We start from the raw sequence: 14751 nt of genomic DNA, 5'->3' as shown, positions 1-14751 counted from the left end.
CTGTCTCCATGGGGCGAAGAGATCATCAATTTATCAAAGAGGTGGCGCATGTGTTTTTTTTGCCAGCAGCCGAAAATGACGAAAATGTAGTGGTCGAGCACTTCTGGATTTCTAAAGTGGCTGCGAGCGGCAGTGTTCACATAAACGCCCTTGTTCTCTGGTTGCGGTAGCGCTGATTAATGCGGGCCGTTGATCACGGCGAGCAATTGATCCACGCCAGCCTCCAGACTCACATTTTGCGTATCGATCCTCAAGTGCGGCTGTTCGGGGGCTTCATAGGGCGAAGAAACCCCGGTGAAATTCGCTAGACCGCCCGATCTGGCTTTGTTGTACATGCCTTTCGGATCACGGGATTCGCAGACCCTCAATGAGGTGCTGACATGAACCTCACGGAAGTGCTCGGCTCCAATGATTGTCCTGGCCAGTGCACGATCCTGGGCGAAGGGGGAAATAAAGGCCGCGATGACGATGAGCCCGGCATCGTTCATCAGTTTTGCCACTTCTGCCACGCGACGGATATTTTCCGCACGATCCTCGGCACTGAAGCCCAGATTGCTATTGAGCCCATGGCGCACATTGTCGCCATCGAGGACGAAAGACAGTTGCCCCTTATCCAGCAAGCGTCGTTCCAGCGCAAAGGCCAGGGTCGATTTTCCTGAAGCACTCAAACCAGTCAACCAGACAGTGATCGGTTTTTGCCTCAGTAACCGCTGGCGGTCTTCCGGTGTTACTTGGCTGGCATGCCAGATCACGAGTGGAGGTTGTGCGTCGGTCATAAGGCGGTGGTCCTGAATGCGTTGTGAGGTTGATATAGGCCCGGTGGCGCGGTCAGCGACCTGGGGGCGGCGGGGCACCTGCGCGAGCGTCCGAGAGCAAGCGAGTTGCCGAAAAGCGTGTAGCCCACAGATTGTCCTGGCGAAACGCCTGGATCCTTGAAAAATTGCAGCGATAGTCAAGTGCCTGCTGGCTTGTCAGGCGAAGATCGCTGTTTTCATCGATCAGCCATACCGCCGTCTCTTCATTACGCAATGCCATTTCGCCGAAGCGAGTGGAGATCACCGGTAGGCCTAGCGAGCGGTATTCGTAGTATTTGATCGGATCGACGGATGCTGTCAGGCGACTGAGCTTGAAGGGGATCAATCCGACCGAAAACGTCGCCATGGCGGCAATGGCCTCGGCGTGGGGGCGCTCAGTTAATAATTCGATATTCCCCGGTAGCGGGCGAGGCGGAGGGGTAAAGATGGGGCCAATCAGTTGAATCCGGTTGTTGGGGTTGGCCTGTGCCAGTGCGATGGTCAGGTCCCAGTCGAACCAGCTTCCCATCGTTCCCACATAGCCAAGCAACTGTTGCTTGGTATCCAGCACCAGTGATTCGAGGGGGGCCAGTTTCTGTATGTCGCAAGCATTGAGTGCCAACTCCACGTTGTTGGCCATGACGCCCAGTGTTTTACCGATGGCGGTGGAGGAAACCAGGATTTTCGATACTCGCTCAACAAGCAAGCGCTCGCGAGCGGCCATGGAGCGACGAGAAAGTCCTTTGTAGAAGGCAGGGAAGTCGTCCATGGCATCGTAGATCGCGTAGCTTTCGGGCAGGCGTTCAAGGAGCTGCAGCGCAAGTTCTGACGGTTTTCCAACGCAGATCATACAGGGATGTTCCGCAGCGAAAGCCAGGGCTTTGTTGATGACCTCGCGCCAGAGCAGTGTTTGAAGCAAGCTCGAGCCAGGAATGGGCTCGATGGGTAAGACCTTGGGCTTGATCACCTGCAGCCATTGGGGGGAAGGCTGCTCTTTTACGTTTTGAGCAGCAGGTTTGCGCTTGAAGTCGGATTGTCTTGGCAGTCTTGTGGGGTACGGGTCTATCCACAGTATCTCTGCCTGTGTTTGCTCGTGATACCAGGCCACGAAGTGATGCGAGCGCTGGCTGAAGCTGGCCCAGGGGACAGGGGAAAGATAGATCATGCGCATGTTTGAAAATGCCGTACCAGGACCTCGACGATGCGCCCGGCTGCCAGGCCATCGCCATAAGGGGAAACGCCTCGCGCCATGTCTTTATAGGCCGCGGAATCGTCAAGCAATCGCTGAGCCTGTTCGATGATGTTTTGCTGATCCGCACCGACCAGCTTTACGACGCCGAGTTCGACTGCTTCAGGGCGCTCGGTTTCTTCCCTCAGTACCAGAACCGGCTTGCTGAGGGCCGGAGCCTCTTCCTGAACGCCGCCGGAGTCACTGATGATCAAGTAGGAGCGTTTCATGGCGGCGACGAACTGTGGGTAGCCCAGGGGCTCGCAGAGAATAATATTAGGCGTCTGGCCCAGTATTTTGTGGGCAACATCCTTGACGTTGGGGTTGGGGTGCACAGGGTAGAGTATCTGCACGTCGGCGTTTCTTTCGGCGATTGTCTTGAGTGCCTGACATATGGAACGGAAAGGGGCGCCGAAGTTCTCGCGTCGGTGGGAGGTCACCAATACCAGGCGTTTGCTCTCATCCAACTCCATATCAAGGGCAAGCGGTTTGGCTGCTGCCATCAATAGTGCGTCGATGACGGTATTTCCGGTCATGGTGATCGTTGTGGTGGCAATACCTTCCTGCAACAGGTTTTCCATGGCACCTCGGGTTGGAGCAAAATGCCAGCGTGCCAGCCTGCCGACGATGACTCGATTCGCCTCCTCGGGGAATGGGTTATAAATATCGGCAGTACGCAATCCGGCTTCAATATGCCCAAATGGAATACGTTGGTAGAAGCAAGCCAGTGCGGCACCCATGACCGTTGTGGTATCGCCTTGAGCCAGTACGACATCCGGTTTTTCGGCAAGCAGTACTTCGTCGAGCCCTTCCAGCAGGCGTGCGGTCAAGGTCGCCAGGGACTGGTTGGGGCGCATGATGTCCAGATCGATATCTGGGGTGATATCAAAAAAATCAAGGACCTGGTCCAGCATATGGCGATGCTGGGCGGTGGCCAGGACTCGGCAGTCGATACTGCCGTCTGCTTGCAACGCCTTGATCACGGGAGCCATTTTGATGGCTTCGGGGCGTGTGCCGATAATGCAGAGCACCTTCTGGGTCATTCCGTTATAGATCCTGTTCTCTGTCTGTTTTCAGGCGTCGCGGTATCGGTGGGGGGTCCAGGCTCCCCACTTGCGCTCATAAATGGCTCTGTTTTTTTCGAAAAGCGCTTGTTTTTTTTCTGCGCCAAGCTTGTTGAAGGACGCTGACAGGTGATGATGCACAAAGACGTCTTCGGCACAGGCCGCGCGCAGACCGTGATGTTGAACACGGCGGCAGTAGTCATCGTCCTCGAAAAAGCCTAATCCATAGTCTTCACACAGACCGCCGATTTGCTCGTAGCATGAGCGCGGTATCATCACGCAGAAAAATGCCAGCGTATTGATTTCGAACCACTGTCCCATTTGTTTGCGGGTAATGCTCGAGGCTTCAGCGTGCATGGCCGCCAGATGGCTATAGCGCGTGGTGATGCGCGCCTCATTGCCAATGTTGTTGGTGACGGGGCCGATAATGCCAATATCATCATTATCGATCAGATGGCGCATCAGGCCTTTGATCCAGCCAGCCGTGACAATCGTGTCATTGTTCAATACGACCAGGTAGTCGCCGCTGGCGGCCGCCAACCCCTGGTTGTTGCCGGCGGCGAAGCCTTTGTTGTCCTGGTTGAGAATGATGATGCGGTCTGGGCCTGCTTCGGCCCACTCGGCCAGAAAGGCTGGTGTATCGTCGGTGGAGTGGTTGTCAACGACGACAATCTCGAGATTTGCATAGTCGCTTTCATTTAACAGGCTATCGAGGCAGGCCTTGGTCAACTCCAGGTTGTTATAGGTCAGGACTACGACGCTGACTTTTGGCACTGGCAGGCTGTCGATCGCTTGGCGCAAGGCGATGGCCCGATGTTTCCATGTCTGGGTTTTCGCGAACTGCTGGCGAGCCAGGCTTGCCGACTCGGGTTCGGGGAGTTGTTCCAGAATGCCCTGAACGGCGGCGATAAACTCCGTCGGGTTTTCAGCGGTATTGGCCAGGCTGCCGAACTGATCCAGTTCAGGTAGCTTGACCGAGACCACGGGCTTACCGGCACTCAGGTACTCATACACTTTCACCGGGTTGGTCGCCAGTGTCAGCGGTATCACTTTGAACGGCAGCAGGCACACATCCATTGCATGGAGATAATACGGCAGGGACGTGTACGGAACCTCTCCGTGCATGACAATGTTCGGGCAGCCCTTGAAGTATTTTTTTGCATTGACCGTATCGTTGCCTATGAGCAAGACCAGGTGTTGGGGAAAGGCCTGGGCAAGTTGCTTGACGAGTTGAAGGTCGAACCACTCCGCGATCGCGCCGTAGTAACCGATGATTTTCCTGTTTTGGGTATCCCGATAGATTTGTTCGGGTACTTGGCAGAAGGCGCTGTATTCTGCGGCGTTGCGTATCACGCAGACATTCGGGTTTTCACGTTTGCCGTGCTGTTCGATCCAACTTGAGGTGGCAACCAGCAGGTCTGCTCGACGCATCAGTGCTTTTTCCAGGTCCAGTAGCTCCTGGGCGACGTTGCCAAACCCCTCGTGATGGTCCATACAGTCATAGATCAGGGTGGAGTTGGGAACGCACCTGGCGAGTGGGAACCAATAGGCATGCTGGACAATACAGTGCACTGTCCCGGTGTTTGCCCATTGCATCAGCTCTGACAGACTCAGGCGCAACTGTTTTATCGCGGCGCTGGTGGGGGGGGCGTGATAGATGGCTGGTGCCCCCGATACATTCAATCTGATCTGGAACAATCCACTCGCGCCTTCAAGGGGTTCAACGTTGAAGCCGGGGCTATCGTTATCAATGAAGTGGTTGGAAATGTAGAACGTCACCTGGCCGGTTCGTGCCAGCTCTTTGGCCAGGTTCTGTGGGCGCTGGATGCGGAAGTGCCAGTCAATGACCGCAAAGATAAAGGTGGCATTCTGCTTTTCGGAAAGCGCCGCTTCGATGCTGTCCGTGGATATCGTCATCAGGGTTGAAAGTGGCTGGTTTTGAGTCGCTGCCACGCCAGCGCCTTTCAACCAGCGACGTGCCCTATGAGCCAACCTGCTCTTCTGGCTGGGAGCAAGTGGCAAGTGGGCGTACACATAACGAGCCGAATGAAACAGTATCTTGCGTACCAGATGGCGCAAGGGGGCGCGATCCATGGTTGTTGCCCAGTCCGAAAGATTCAGTAGTTCGGTTTGTTTTGATGTCAGTTGCTGATGCAACTGAGCGACTTGCTCTGACAGTGTCCCGGCCGCAGCTTTTTGCTCCTGAAGCCGGGCCTCGGTTTCCTTGAGCTTTTGCGACATCGCGTGCATCTGTTGGCGGTTGTGCCGCATTTGCCCCACCAGGCGCCCTAATTCGGACGTTCGTGTCGACAGGCCATCCTTGAGCCGTTTTTTCTCGGCGCATAGCTGGTCAATGGCCTGGTCTCTGCTCTCGATGTCCCTGAGCAATTGCGCGCTTTCGCCTGACTTGCGCTCCACCGCGCAGGTCAGTTTGTCCATGCGCTCGAGAAGGCGATCAATCTGTTCCATGCTTTTATCTTCCTGTGGGCAAAACGGCCGGCCTGAGGGGATGTTATTAGGTAGGCAGTGCAACGCTTTTTTTTATCTGTGCTTTCTACTGTCTGCCCCGACCGGTAAACATTTGAAGCAAACGCTGAAGGGGCCTTTCATAGCGGTGATAGTGCTTTGACATCCCCTCAACACTAATCGCCATTTCAGATGACATCGGCAAATCCCTTGCGTGTTTTTTGAAACCAGATGAAGCCTAGCCAAGCCACCAGGGACGTGACGATATAATAGATTGCCAGACCTTTCCAGTGTGGCCAGGATCCCCAGAATAGAACGTCGCGGGCCATTTCTACCGGGAAGGTCAGGGGGTTGGATTTAAGGAAAATATGATAGCTATCGGGAAGTGCTGATACAGGATAAAAAATGGGTGACATGAAAAGCAGGGCGGTGGTCAGAATACCGATCAGCTGGCTAATATCACGCAGGTATACGCTCAGGGCTGCGAGAAACCAACTGATCCCAAGTATCAGTAAGGTCAGCGGTAGAACGATCAATGGCAGTGAAAGGGCCGTCACCGGTGGAATGCCAAACAGCACGATATAAAAAAGCAGCCATACCATAAGGCTGATAGCGCTATGAAATAACGCGGCGCCGAGCGATACGACCGGGAGGATCTCCAGGGGGAAGACAATTTTCTTCACGTAATTGGGGTTGCTCAAAATCAGGCCGGGTGCACGGTTGACGCATTCGGAGAACAGGTTGAAGAGTAATAGTCCGGCAAACAATACCAGTGCAAATTCGCTCTTCGAGTCACTGCCTCCTGACCAGCGGGCTTTGAAGACAACACTAAAAAAAAACGTATAGACCAATAACATGAAGAGAGGCGTGATGAAAGACCAGAAAAGGCCAAATATTGAACCTTTATAGCGGCCTGTGATCTCCCGGAGGATGAGGGCGCGGATCAGGCTCTTGTTGTTCAGGATGCTGCTCAGCATTGAGGAGGGAGATGAGTTGAACGGCTGCATCAGGCTAGCGTCTCGAAATAATCAGGCATCTACTCATGCGTGACGTGTTTATTAGTAGATATTGAGTGTTTTTTTTTAATCGGCGTCATTCTTGCGGCGTCATTCTTGTGACGTTGTGCGGATCGATGATGGGCTATTCTCTCGACGCGCGAGTACTATATATTGCACTGTGGTGGTAGGGAAGCGTTCGCATTGATCGTCGCTTTGAAGATTGTAGCGTTAGGTATCAGGGTTGTTACCAAATGATTCGCGGATTGGAAGCTGGTTTGAACTCTATATCGATCTGCAGTGAACAGGTTTCGTTTGCGCAGTGCTCTTCAGGTACATCGCCTGCGCATTCAGATGGTGCTTGCGATATTGTTATTGTTAACTACAATGCAGGCGGATTTCTGTCTGAAAGTGTATTGTCCTCATGGGCGGCCGGTGCGTCTCGTGTCATTGTCGTGGACAATGCTTCAAGGGACGACAGTCTGGAGAGCTTGATGCTGCTTCAAGGAGGAGAATTGTGCATCGTGCGCAACGCGTCCAACCTTGGATTTTCTGCGGCGTGCAATATTGGCGCGCACCATACATCGGCCCCTTATGTCTTATTTCTCAACCCGGATTGCGTGCTGGCTGCCGATGCGTTGAGTCGGATGATTCAGGCTTTGGTGACTTATCCGCGTACAGGGATGGTAGGGGGGTTCCTCTGTAATCCTGACGGCACCGAGCAGCCGGGCGGTCGGCGAGTTTTTCCGACACCCAAGAGGGCTTTTTTGCGAGCATTCGGGCTCTCTCGGCTTTCGAAGTTCCTGCCGGCTTCATTTTCAGACTTCTTGCTGCATGAACAACCGTTGCCACGTGAACCTATGCTGGTGGAAGCCATTTCCGGTGCCTGCATGCTTGTCCGGCGTGAAGCCATCGAGGATGTCGGGCTGTGGGATGAGGGGTATTTTCTCCATTGCGAGGATCTGGATTGGTGCATGCGTTTTCGTCAGGCGGGTTGGGATGTCTTGTATGTGCCGGGCGCCAGGGTCAGTCATCAGTTTGGTGCGTGTAGTCGTAGTCGCCCCTATTTCGTGGCGTGGCACAAGCACCGCGGCATGTTGCGGTTTTATCAAAAGTTCTTTCGTCACCAATATCCCGGGGTTTTGTGGGGCTGCGTAATGATTGGGGTCTGGCTGCGCTTCAGCCTGGTGGTTGTTCGCCGTTCGATGATGGACGTGGTCGCCTTTTTTAAACAGAAAAGAGGTGGGTGACATGCATATCGCGATCTTGGGGGGCGCGAGCTTTCTCGGGGAGCGGCTGATCCCCCTGTTGCGGGAGTCCGGTTTTCAGGTGACCGCCTTTACGCGTGATCGGTCTCGACTTTCCTCCTTCCCGGCGGCGTGGCGGCACATTGATGACTGGTCATCCCTGGAATTTGATGCCGTGGTTTCCCTGGCGCCGATCTGGGCCTTTCCCGAATACCTGGAGTGCTTGGCGCAAAGCAAGGTCAAGCGTATCGTCGCCCTCTCCTCAACCAGTCGATATACCAAGTGCGAGTCGCCGGACCTGGCGGAGCGAGTGCTGGCTGAGCGGCTGGCAGCGAGCGAGACTCTGCTGGCGCGTTGGGCCGAGGAGCGTGGGGTCGAGTGGGTCGTATTGCGTCCAACGATGATCTATGGCTTGGGGCGGGATAAGAATGTCTTTGAGGTCGCTCGTTTCATCCGTAGATTTGGCTTTTTCCCGTTAGCGGGCGGTGGTACGGGATTGCGACAACCCATACATGCCGACGACGTTGTCCAGATTTGCCTGCGGGCATTGACGGCACCTGCTGTCGTAGCGGGAGGCTACAACCTGTCCGGGGGAGAAGTGCTTTCCTATCGGGCCATGGTGATACGTATATTTGAAGCGCAGCGGTTGCCTGTACGTGTTGTCAGCATTCCGGTGGTTTTCCTGAACCTGATCATTTCAGTGGCGCGTTGTCTGCCTCGTTATCGACATCTGTCTGCTGCCATGGCCTCGCGAATGGCGGAGGACCTGGTGTTTGATCATTGCGCGGCTCAACGCCAATTCGATTTCCTGCCCCGCCCCTTTGAGCTGGGTGAGGCCGATTTACCTTGAGGCTTGGCATCTGACAACCAGCGCCTGTTGATGGCAGGCAGAGCCTGACGCGCTATTGCGATGTTGCGTAGAATAGTGGATTGGGTTCGTGGGCTTCGCTCTTTGCCTTGGCTTGTTTGTGGCCAATGTTTCAGGAAATTTGAACTAGATGATGATTTTGCTGCTGTGTGCGTTCGTACTGGTCTCCTCGATAGTGTTGACCGGTGCGTTACGTCGATATGCGTTGGCTCGCAGTTTGATGGATGTCCCGAATGGGCGTAGTTCGCATTCCGTTGCAACACCACGGGGTGGTGGTGTGGCAATCGTGCTCGGTTTCTTGATCGCTCTGCCGGTTCTAGCCTGGGCAGGCATGATTTCCGGGATGGTATTTTTGGCACTTTTTGCGGCCGGCGCGGTTGTTGCTGTCGTCGGCTTTCTTGATGACCATGGGCATATAGCCGCCCGCTGGCGTTTATTGGCGCACTTTTCTGCTTCTATTTGGATACTGCTTTGTCTGGGCGGTGCGCCAACCCTCAGTCTGTTCGGGGAAACGGTCAATTTGGGTTGGCTGGGCCACATCCTCGCGGCCTTTTACCTGGTGTGGATGCTCAACCTCTATAATTTCATGGACGGAATAGACGGGATTGCCAGCGTCGAGGCCATTTTTGTCTGCCTCGGTGCTTGCCTTGTCTATAAGTTGGGAGGGTACGAAAGCTTGGTCTGGGCTCCGCTGTGCCTGGCAATGGCCGTTGCTGGCTTTCTGTACTGGAATTTTCCGCCTGCGCGTATTTTCATGGGCGATGCGGGTAGTGGTTTTCTAGGCATCATGCTGGGCGGGCTTTCTCTCCAGGCCGCTTGGCATGCGCCGAATTTGCTGTGGGTGTGGCTGATTTTTCTGGGCGTGTTTGTCGTGGACGCCACCTTTACCCTGGGGCGGCGGTTGCTCCGTGGGGACAAGGTGTATGAGGCTCACCGCAGCCACGCCTATCAATTTGCCTCGCGCCAAGTGGGGCGTCATTTGCCCGTGACCCTGGCTGTGCTGGCAATCAATGTGCTCTGGTTGTTGCCTATCGGCCTGTGTGTCGGCTTGTCTGTATTGGATGGTCTCACTGGCATGCTGCTGGCTTACGTTCCTTTGGTGTTTATCGCGGTCAGATTTCATGCAGGCGAGTTGGAGAAGGTTGTTTAATCTGTCGTGGGCTGGAGCAGGGACGTTTGATTGTCGATCCAGGATGTTGGCGTTTTGCAGGTAAGCTTTAGAGGGGTTATGGATAAGATACGAGCCTATTTGGTAGGTCTTCCGCGTCGTAAGAAGCGTGTTTTACAGGTGCTCACCGATATCATCATGGTCTGGGCGGCTCTGTGGATGGCGTTTGTCGTACGTTTGGGGGTGGGTGACCTGATCAATCCATTTACCCAGCACCGCTGGCTGTTTATTGCTGCTCCGGTTGTCGCGATACCTCTTTTCATTCGATTTGGCCTTTATCGGGCGGTGATGCGGTATTTCGGTAACGACGCGCTGATCACCATTGTCAAGGCGGTGAGTCTTTCGGCGCTGATCCTGGGAGTGGTCGTCTATGTCTATAGCAACCATCAGGCGGTTGTTCCTCGTTCGATCATCTTCAACTATTGGTGGCTAAGTCTTGTCATGGTGGGGGGGCTACGGCTGGCGATGCGTCAATACTTCCTCGGTGACTGGTTTGGTACCGCGCAGCATATGCCGTTCACCAATCGTGATGATGGGCTGCCCAAGGTCGCTATTTACGGAGCCGGCTCGGCGGGGAATCAACTGGTTGCGGCGTTGCGCATGGGGCGTGCCATGCGGCCGGTTGCTTTTATCGATGACGACAGCGGTATTGCCGATCGCAATATCGCCGGTTTGCAGGTGTACAAGCCCAAGCATATCCAGCAGATGATCGATGTCACGGGGGCTCAGGAGATACTGCTGGCGATCCCGTCGTCTTCACGTGGGCGGCGCCGTGAAATACTCGCCCTGTTGGAAGGCTATCCACTTCATGTGCGAAGTGTGCCGGGCTTCATGGACCTTGCCAGTGGGCGGGTCAAGGTCGACGATATTCAGGAAGTCGACATCGCCGATTTGCTCGGGCGCGATACTGTCCCCGCTCAAGAGGAGCTGCTTGAGCGCTGTATCACGGGACGTTCGGTCCTGGTGACGGGAGCTGGAGGCTCGATCGGTTCCGAGCTGTGCCGACAGATTCTGGCGCTTCGCCCTACGACTCTTCTGCTTTACGAGCACAGTGAGTTCAATCTCTACAGCATCCTCTGCGAGCTTGAGCAGCGTCTTGAGCGAGAGTCGCTGTCGGTGCGCTTGTTGCCAATCCTGGGTTCCGTACGTAACCAGGACAAGCTCCTGTCGGTCATGAAAACCTGGCATGTCGAAACGGTCTACCATGCGGCGGCCTACAAGCACGTCCCGATGGTTGAGCACAATATTGCCGAGGGCGTACTCAACAATGTGATAGGGACCTTGAATACCGCACAAGCCGCCTTGAAGGCGGGTGTCGCAAACTTTGTGCTGATTTCCACCGACAAGGCCGTGCGTCCAACCAATGTCATGGGTAGCACCAAACGTCTGGCTGAAATGACGCTTCAGGCCCTCAGTCGTGAACTTGCCCCTGCACTGTTTGGCGATAAGGCCAATGTTTCGAGTGTGAACAAGACCCGCTTCACCATGGTTCGTTTCGGCAACGTGCTGGGGTCTTCGGGCTCTGTTATTCCCCTGTTCCACAAGCAAATAAAAACAGGTGGGCCGCTGACCGTTACCCACCCGAAGATCACGCGTTACTTCATGACCATCCCAGAAGCGGCCCAGTTGGTTATTCAGGCCGGTTCAATGGGGCAGGGCGGCGACGTTTTTGTCCTGGATATGGGGGAGCCGGTCAGAATCGTCGAACTGGCTGAGAAGATGATCCACCTCTCCGGATTGAGTGTGCGCACGGAGAAGAATCCTCATGGTGATATCGCGATCGAGTTCACCGGGTTGCGGCCCGGTGAAAAACTTTATGAAGAGTTGCTGATCGGTGACAACGTCGCAGCGACCCAGCACCCGATGATCATGAGTGCCCACGAAGATATGCTTTCGTGGGAGGCGCTCAAGTCTCGGCTGCATGAGTTGATGTTTGCCGTTGAGAGCGATGATTATGTGCGTGTACGGCAAGTCCTGCGTGACACCGTCAGCGGTTATGCGCCCGATGGTGAGATCGTCGACTGGGTTTACCAGCAGCGTCGTATGGACACCTGATCGTTATATGTTTGGCAATAATCCGCCAGTGTCGGCACTACTCGGCCCCTGTGATCGACAATTTCAGGCAGTTTGTATTAGCGTCGGATGGATCTATTACAACAATCCGGCCTTTGGAGGATGCTGCGCCTATCTGAAAGCCCGGGTAGAGCGGAGAGCTTTTGTCGATGACGATCTTCCAGGCAGTGTGCAGGTCCATCACGGTTTCCAGATACTGGCCGCGGTGCATGTACCAGGGTGAAAAGCTATCGGCTCCATACACGCAGACCGATGAAGCTGTGTTGATAGCGGCTTTGTTGTCTTCGAGGCGCTTGAACACCTTGATGTTGTTCGACTCCTGGGTGTCATACCAGCGGGCGACATTGAAGCGTCTCGGCGTATCGGTGAGGTACAACGGAATGGCGAAGGCGGCAAGCGCGGCACAGACCAGGTAAGTGCGCAGGCGTGTCACGGTGTTCATGTTTAGCAGTTCTGTCAGCGCAACATAAACAGAAGTGATAATGAACGGCAGCCAAATCAGCTCGTAGTACGGGTTTACGTGATTCGGTAGCACTGAATAGGGCGCAATCAGCGTCAGTATCGCACCTACGATATAGAGGGTTTTAGGTATTGTTCTATCACGCAGCAGCACAATCATTGCCACGACGCTTGAAAAAATCAGGGCCATGGAAATGATCCGGCCGTGCACCGCCATCACCGGGTGCTCGTCCCACCTCAGATAACGCCAGACGGTGGCCGCCACTCCACTCGGTGAAATATCAACGAGGTACGGGGATTGTGCGTCGCTGATTCCCAGGAAGGGAGACGCCGCAAAGAACTTCGAGCCCGCCACGATCAGCAGGGAAATAACCAGGCCGACCAAGCCAACCAAGGGGCGTTTCTTGAGTGCTTTTTTCGATTTGAGCAGGATGTAGGCGAAAGAGAACGCGTAGAAAAGGATGAAGTCTTCCTTGGCCAGTGTGGATAGCAGCAGTAGTGCCACGGAAACATACAGCCAGTTGTCGTTCTCTTCGCGATCATCCTTGAACAGGCAATAGACCGCTGCAAGCCCCAGGCAGCCCGACATCATGTGGGTCACCATGCCGGTATAACGGGCGTACTCGGCTACGATCGGACTTGAGAGCGAGGCCATCGCGAACAGCGCCAGGGTGATCCAGTATTGGCGGGGCTGCACAACCTCGATCAGGATCTTCCAGCACAGGAACACGTAAGTGGCGGTGAGGATCCGTACGGTCCAGATCAGCCAATCTGGCCCAAGGGATGACAATAGGTAGATCAGCCATGTCGACAGCGGACGGATCCACGACCAGGCAACGCCATTGGCCAGAAGCGAATAGTTGCTGTAATCGTCGTGGTGGATGGGAATGGAGTTCGGCAGAAGACCTGAAACGGAGTAATAAGCCATCCAGTAGAAGACGACTGAAACCAATACAAACGAAAGAATATTCAGATGCCTTGAAAAAAGTGGCTTGGGCATCAGGCTGATGGACTTGCTCATTTCTTCTCAATCTTCCTTTGGGTATGCGTTGTCCATGTGCCGCCTTTGGCTTCCTGGGGGGCTTTGTTCTGTTTGGACGGTGCTTGAGGGTCAGTGCCTTTGCGTTTTTTGAGCGGGACCAGACTAATTTAGTGGTTTGTAGGCGCTCCGTTGCATTTATTGTTTCATATCCTGTAACGAACACACTTTTGACAGCGCCATCCCATCACCTAAGTTTGGGGGGTAGCTTCGGAAAAGCTGCTTCTACCCATCGATGTCATGGAGTGTCACCTATGCGTACCCGCTTTCTCTCTGCCCTCGCTTTCGCCCTGCTGTTGGGGGCCACTGGCGTCGTCAATGCCGCACCGACCGTGCCCGCCAAGACCGACTCGTCGGCACCCGCATCAAGCCCGGCGGCGGCAACGGCCAAGCCCGGCAAACTCAACCTCAACACCGCCGATGTCCAAACCATCCAGATCGAGCTCTCCGGCATCGGTGAAGCCAAGGCCCAGGCCATTGTCGCCTATCGTGAGGCGAACGGTCCTTTCTCTTCGGTGGATGAGTTGCTTGAAGTAAAAGGCATCGGTAAATCGTTGCTCGACAAAAACCGCGACAAGCTTGATATCAACTGATATGTGTTGAACGGGGGAAGAGGCCTTTCCAGTGATCGGCCTCTGCTCAACGCCAGGACAGGGTCCTACTCCACCTGATCCTTCAAATGCGCTTTTGTCACCGCCAATATCTTCTGCGCCAACGACTCATCTTCGGCACTCCTGGACAACACCAGCGCTCCCACCAGTGTCGCCAGCATGATAATGCTCTGATCCTGGGCGTCCGGTCCTGACCCCAGTGCGTCCTCAACCTGTTTGAGTCGCGACTCGATCACCGTATCCGTCGTCGGGCTCGGCTCCCCGCGCTGTCCCAACTCCAGGCACATGGTCGGTAGCGGGCAACCCTGATCCGGGCTGGTCAGGTGCCACTCGGACAGATAGCTGTCGATAAAGGCCTGCAATGGCTTGTCCTGGCTGAACAATGTGTCGCAGTGCACATCCAGCTCGGCCGCGGCTTCCTGCAACGCCCTTTCCACCAATTCATCCTTGGATTTGAAGTGCGCGTAGAAGCCACCATGGGTCAACCCTAGCGCCTTCATCAGGGGTTGCAGGCCCGTCGCGCCAATACCGTCGCGTCGGAAGCGTGCGGCGGCCTCCTTGATGATGCGTTCGTGTGTTTGGGCTTTGTGGTCTTGTGAATACCGCATGGCGGGCTCTCCAAATCGTTAAGCCATGATAACCGTGACGTGTAGGCGATTTGTCATGTTTTTTCAAGGACGTGCCGAGTCAATGAAAAAAAACGTATTTGCGAGGCGCTCCATTCGGAACTGATGCTGCT

12 protein-coding genes are annotated in these 14751 nt (G+C 54.9%); 5 read left to right on the top strand and 7 right to left on the bottom strand.

Going from position 1 to position 14751, the window contains the following annotated elements; translation table 11 throughout:
* Positions 1 to 176: 176 nt before the first annotated feature.
* From cysC to HX866_RS14880, 5 genes are all read right to left on the bottom strand, one after another.
* Positions 177 to 776 carry an adenylyl-sulfate kinase gene (gene cysC, locus HX866_RS14900; RefSeq protein ID WP_177092494.1) on the bottom strand — a complete coding sequence of 200 codons (600 nt, stop codon included), beginning with the start codon at positions 774 to 776 and terminating at the stop codon, positions 177 to 179.
* A gap of 52 nt (positions 777 to 828) precedes the next feature.
* Positions 829 to 1965 (bottom strand): glycosyl transferase, encoded by a 1137-nt coding sequence (locus tag HX866_RS14895; protein ID WP_177092493.1) that lies wholly within the window; start codon positions 1963 to 1965, stop codon positions 829 to 831.
* Entirely contained in the window at positions 1956 to 3065 is a 1110-nt protein-coding gene (gene wecB, locus HX866_RS14890) for a non-hydrolyzing UDP-N-acetylglucosamine 2-epimerase (RefSeq protein WP_177140047.1), read from the bottom strand. The genes HX866_RS14895 and wecB overlap by 10 nt, the downstream gene beginning before the upstream one ends.
* A gap of 30 nt (positions 3066 to 3095) precedes the next feature.
* Complete coding sequence (locus HX866_RS14885) at positions 3096 to 5555, bottom strand: glycosyltransferase (RefSeq protein WP_177140046.1); 2460 nt, start codon at positions 5553 to 5555, stop codon at positions 3096 to 3098.
* 185 nt (positions 5556 to 5740) lie between these two features.
* Positions 5741 to 6559 carry an ABC transporter permease gene (locus tag HX866_RS14880; protein WP_177092490.1) on the bottom strand — a complete coding sequence of 273 codons (819 nt, stop codon included), beginning with the start codon at positions 6557 to 6559 and terminating at the stop codon, positions 5741 to 5743.
* 242 nt (positions 6560 to 6801) lie between these two features.
* Here HX866_RS14880 and HX866_RS14875 point away from each other — a divergent pair, with 242 nt between their 5' ends.
* The 4 genes from HX866_RS14875 to HX866_RS14860 all read left to right on the top strand — a co-directional run bounded on the left by HX866_RS14875 (position 6802) and on the right by HX866_RS14860 (position 11885).
* Positions 6802 to 7797, top strand: coding sequence for a glycosyltransferase family 2 protein (locus HX866_RS14875; protein ID WP_177140045.1), 996 nt, complete (start codon positions 6802 to 6804; stop codon positions 7795 to 7797).
* 1 nt (position 7798) lies between these two features.
* On the top strand, positions 7799 to 8644 hold the full coding sequence (locus HX866_RS14870; protein WP_177140044.1) for an NAD-dependent epimerase/dehydratase family protein: 846 nt from the start codon (positions 7799 to 7801) through the stop codon (positions 8642 to 8644).
* A 148-nt stretch (positions 8645 to 8792) separates the two neighbouring features.
* Positions 8793 to 9812, top strand: coding sequence for an MraY family glycosyltransferase (locus tag HX866_RS14865; protein ID WP_177140043.1), 1020 nt, complete (start codon positions 8793 to 8795; stop codon positions 9810 to 9812).
* Positions 9813 to 9890: 78 nt separating this feature from the next.
* Positions 9891 to 11885 carry a polysaccharide biosynthesis protein gene (locus HX866_RS14860; RefSeq protein ID WP_177140042.1) on the top strand — a complete coding sequence of 665 codons (1995 nt, stop codon included), beginning with the start codon at positions 9891 to 9893 and terminating at the stop codon, positions 11883 to 11885.
* 37 nt (positions 11886 to 11922) lie between these two features.
* Here HX866_RS14860 and HX866_RS14855 read toward each other — a convergent pair whose 3' ends face one another.
* A complete protein-coding gene (locus HX866_RS14855; RefSeq protein ID WP_177140041.1) occupies positions 11923 to 13383 on the bottom strand; it encodes a hypothetical protein in 1461 nt (486 codons plus the stop codon).
* Between the two features lie 272 nt (positions 13384 to 13655).
* Here HX866_RS14855 and HX866_RS14850 point away from each other — a divergent pair, with 272 nt between their 5' ends.
* Positions 13656 to 13994, top strand: a complete 339-nt coding sequence (locus HX866_RS14850) for a ComEA family DNA-binding protein (protein WP_177092484.1) — start codon at positions 13656 to 13658, stop codon at positions 13992 to 13994.
* Positions 13995 to 14059: 65 nt separating this feature from the next.
* Here the strand turns inward: HX866_RS14850 and HX866_RS14845 are convergent, their stop codons facing one another.
* Entirely contained in the window at positions 14060 to 14620 is a 561-nt protein-coding gene (locus HX866_RS14845; RefSeq protein ID WP_177092483.1) for a TetR/AcrR family transcriptional regulator, read from the bottom strand.
* Positions 14621 to 14751: the final 131 nt, after the last annotated feature.

The sequence above is a fragment of the Pseudomonas gingeri genome, from assembly GCF_013386165.1.
GTDB classification, from domain to species: domain Bacteria; phylum Pseudomonadota; class Gammaproteobacteria; order Pseudomonadales; family Pseudomonadaceae; genus Aquipseudomonas; species Aquipseudomonas gingeri_C.
Note: the sequence above shows the minus strand (reverse complement) of the source record. Positions and strands in the feature narration are given on the sequence as shown.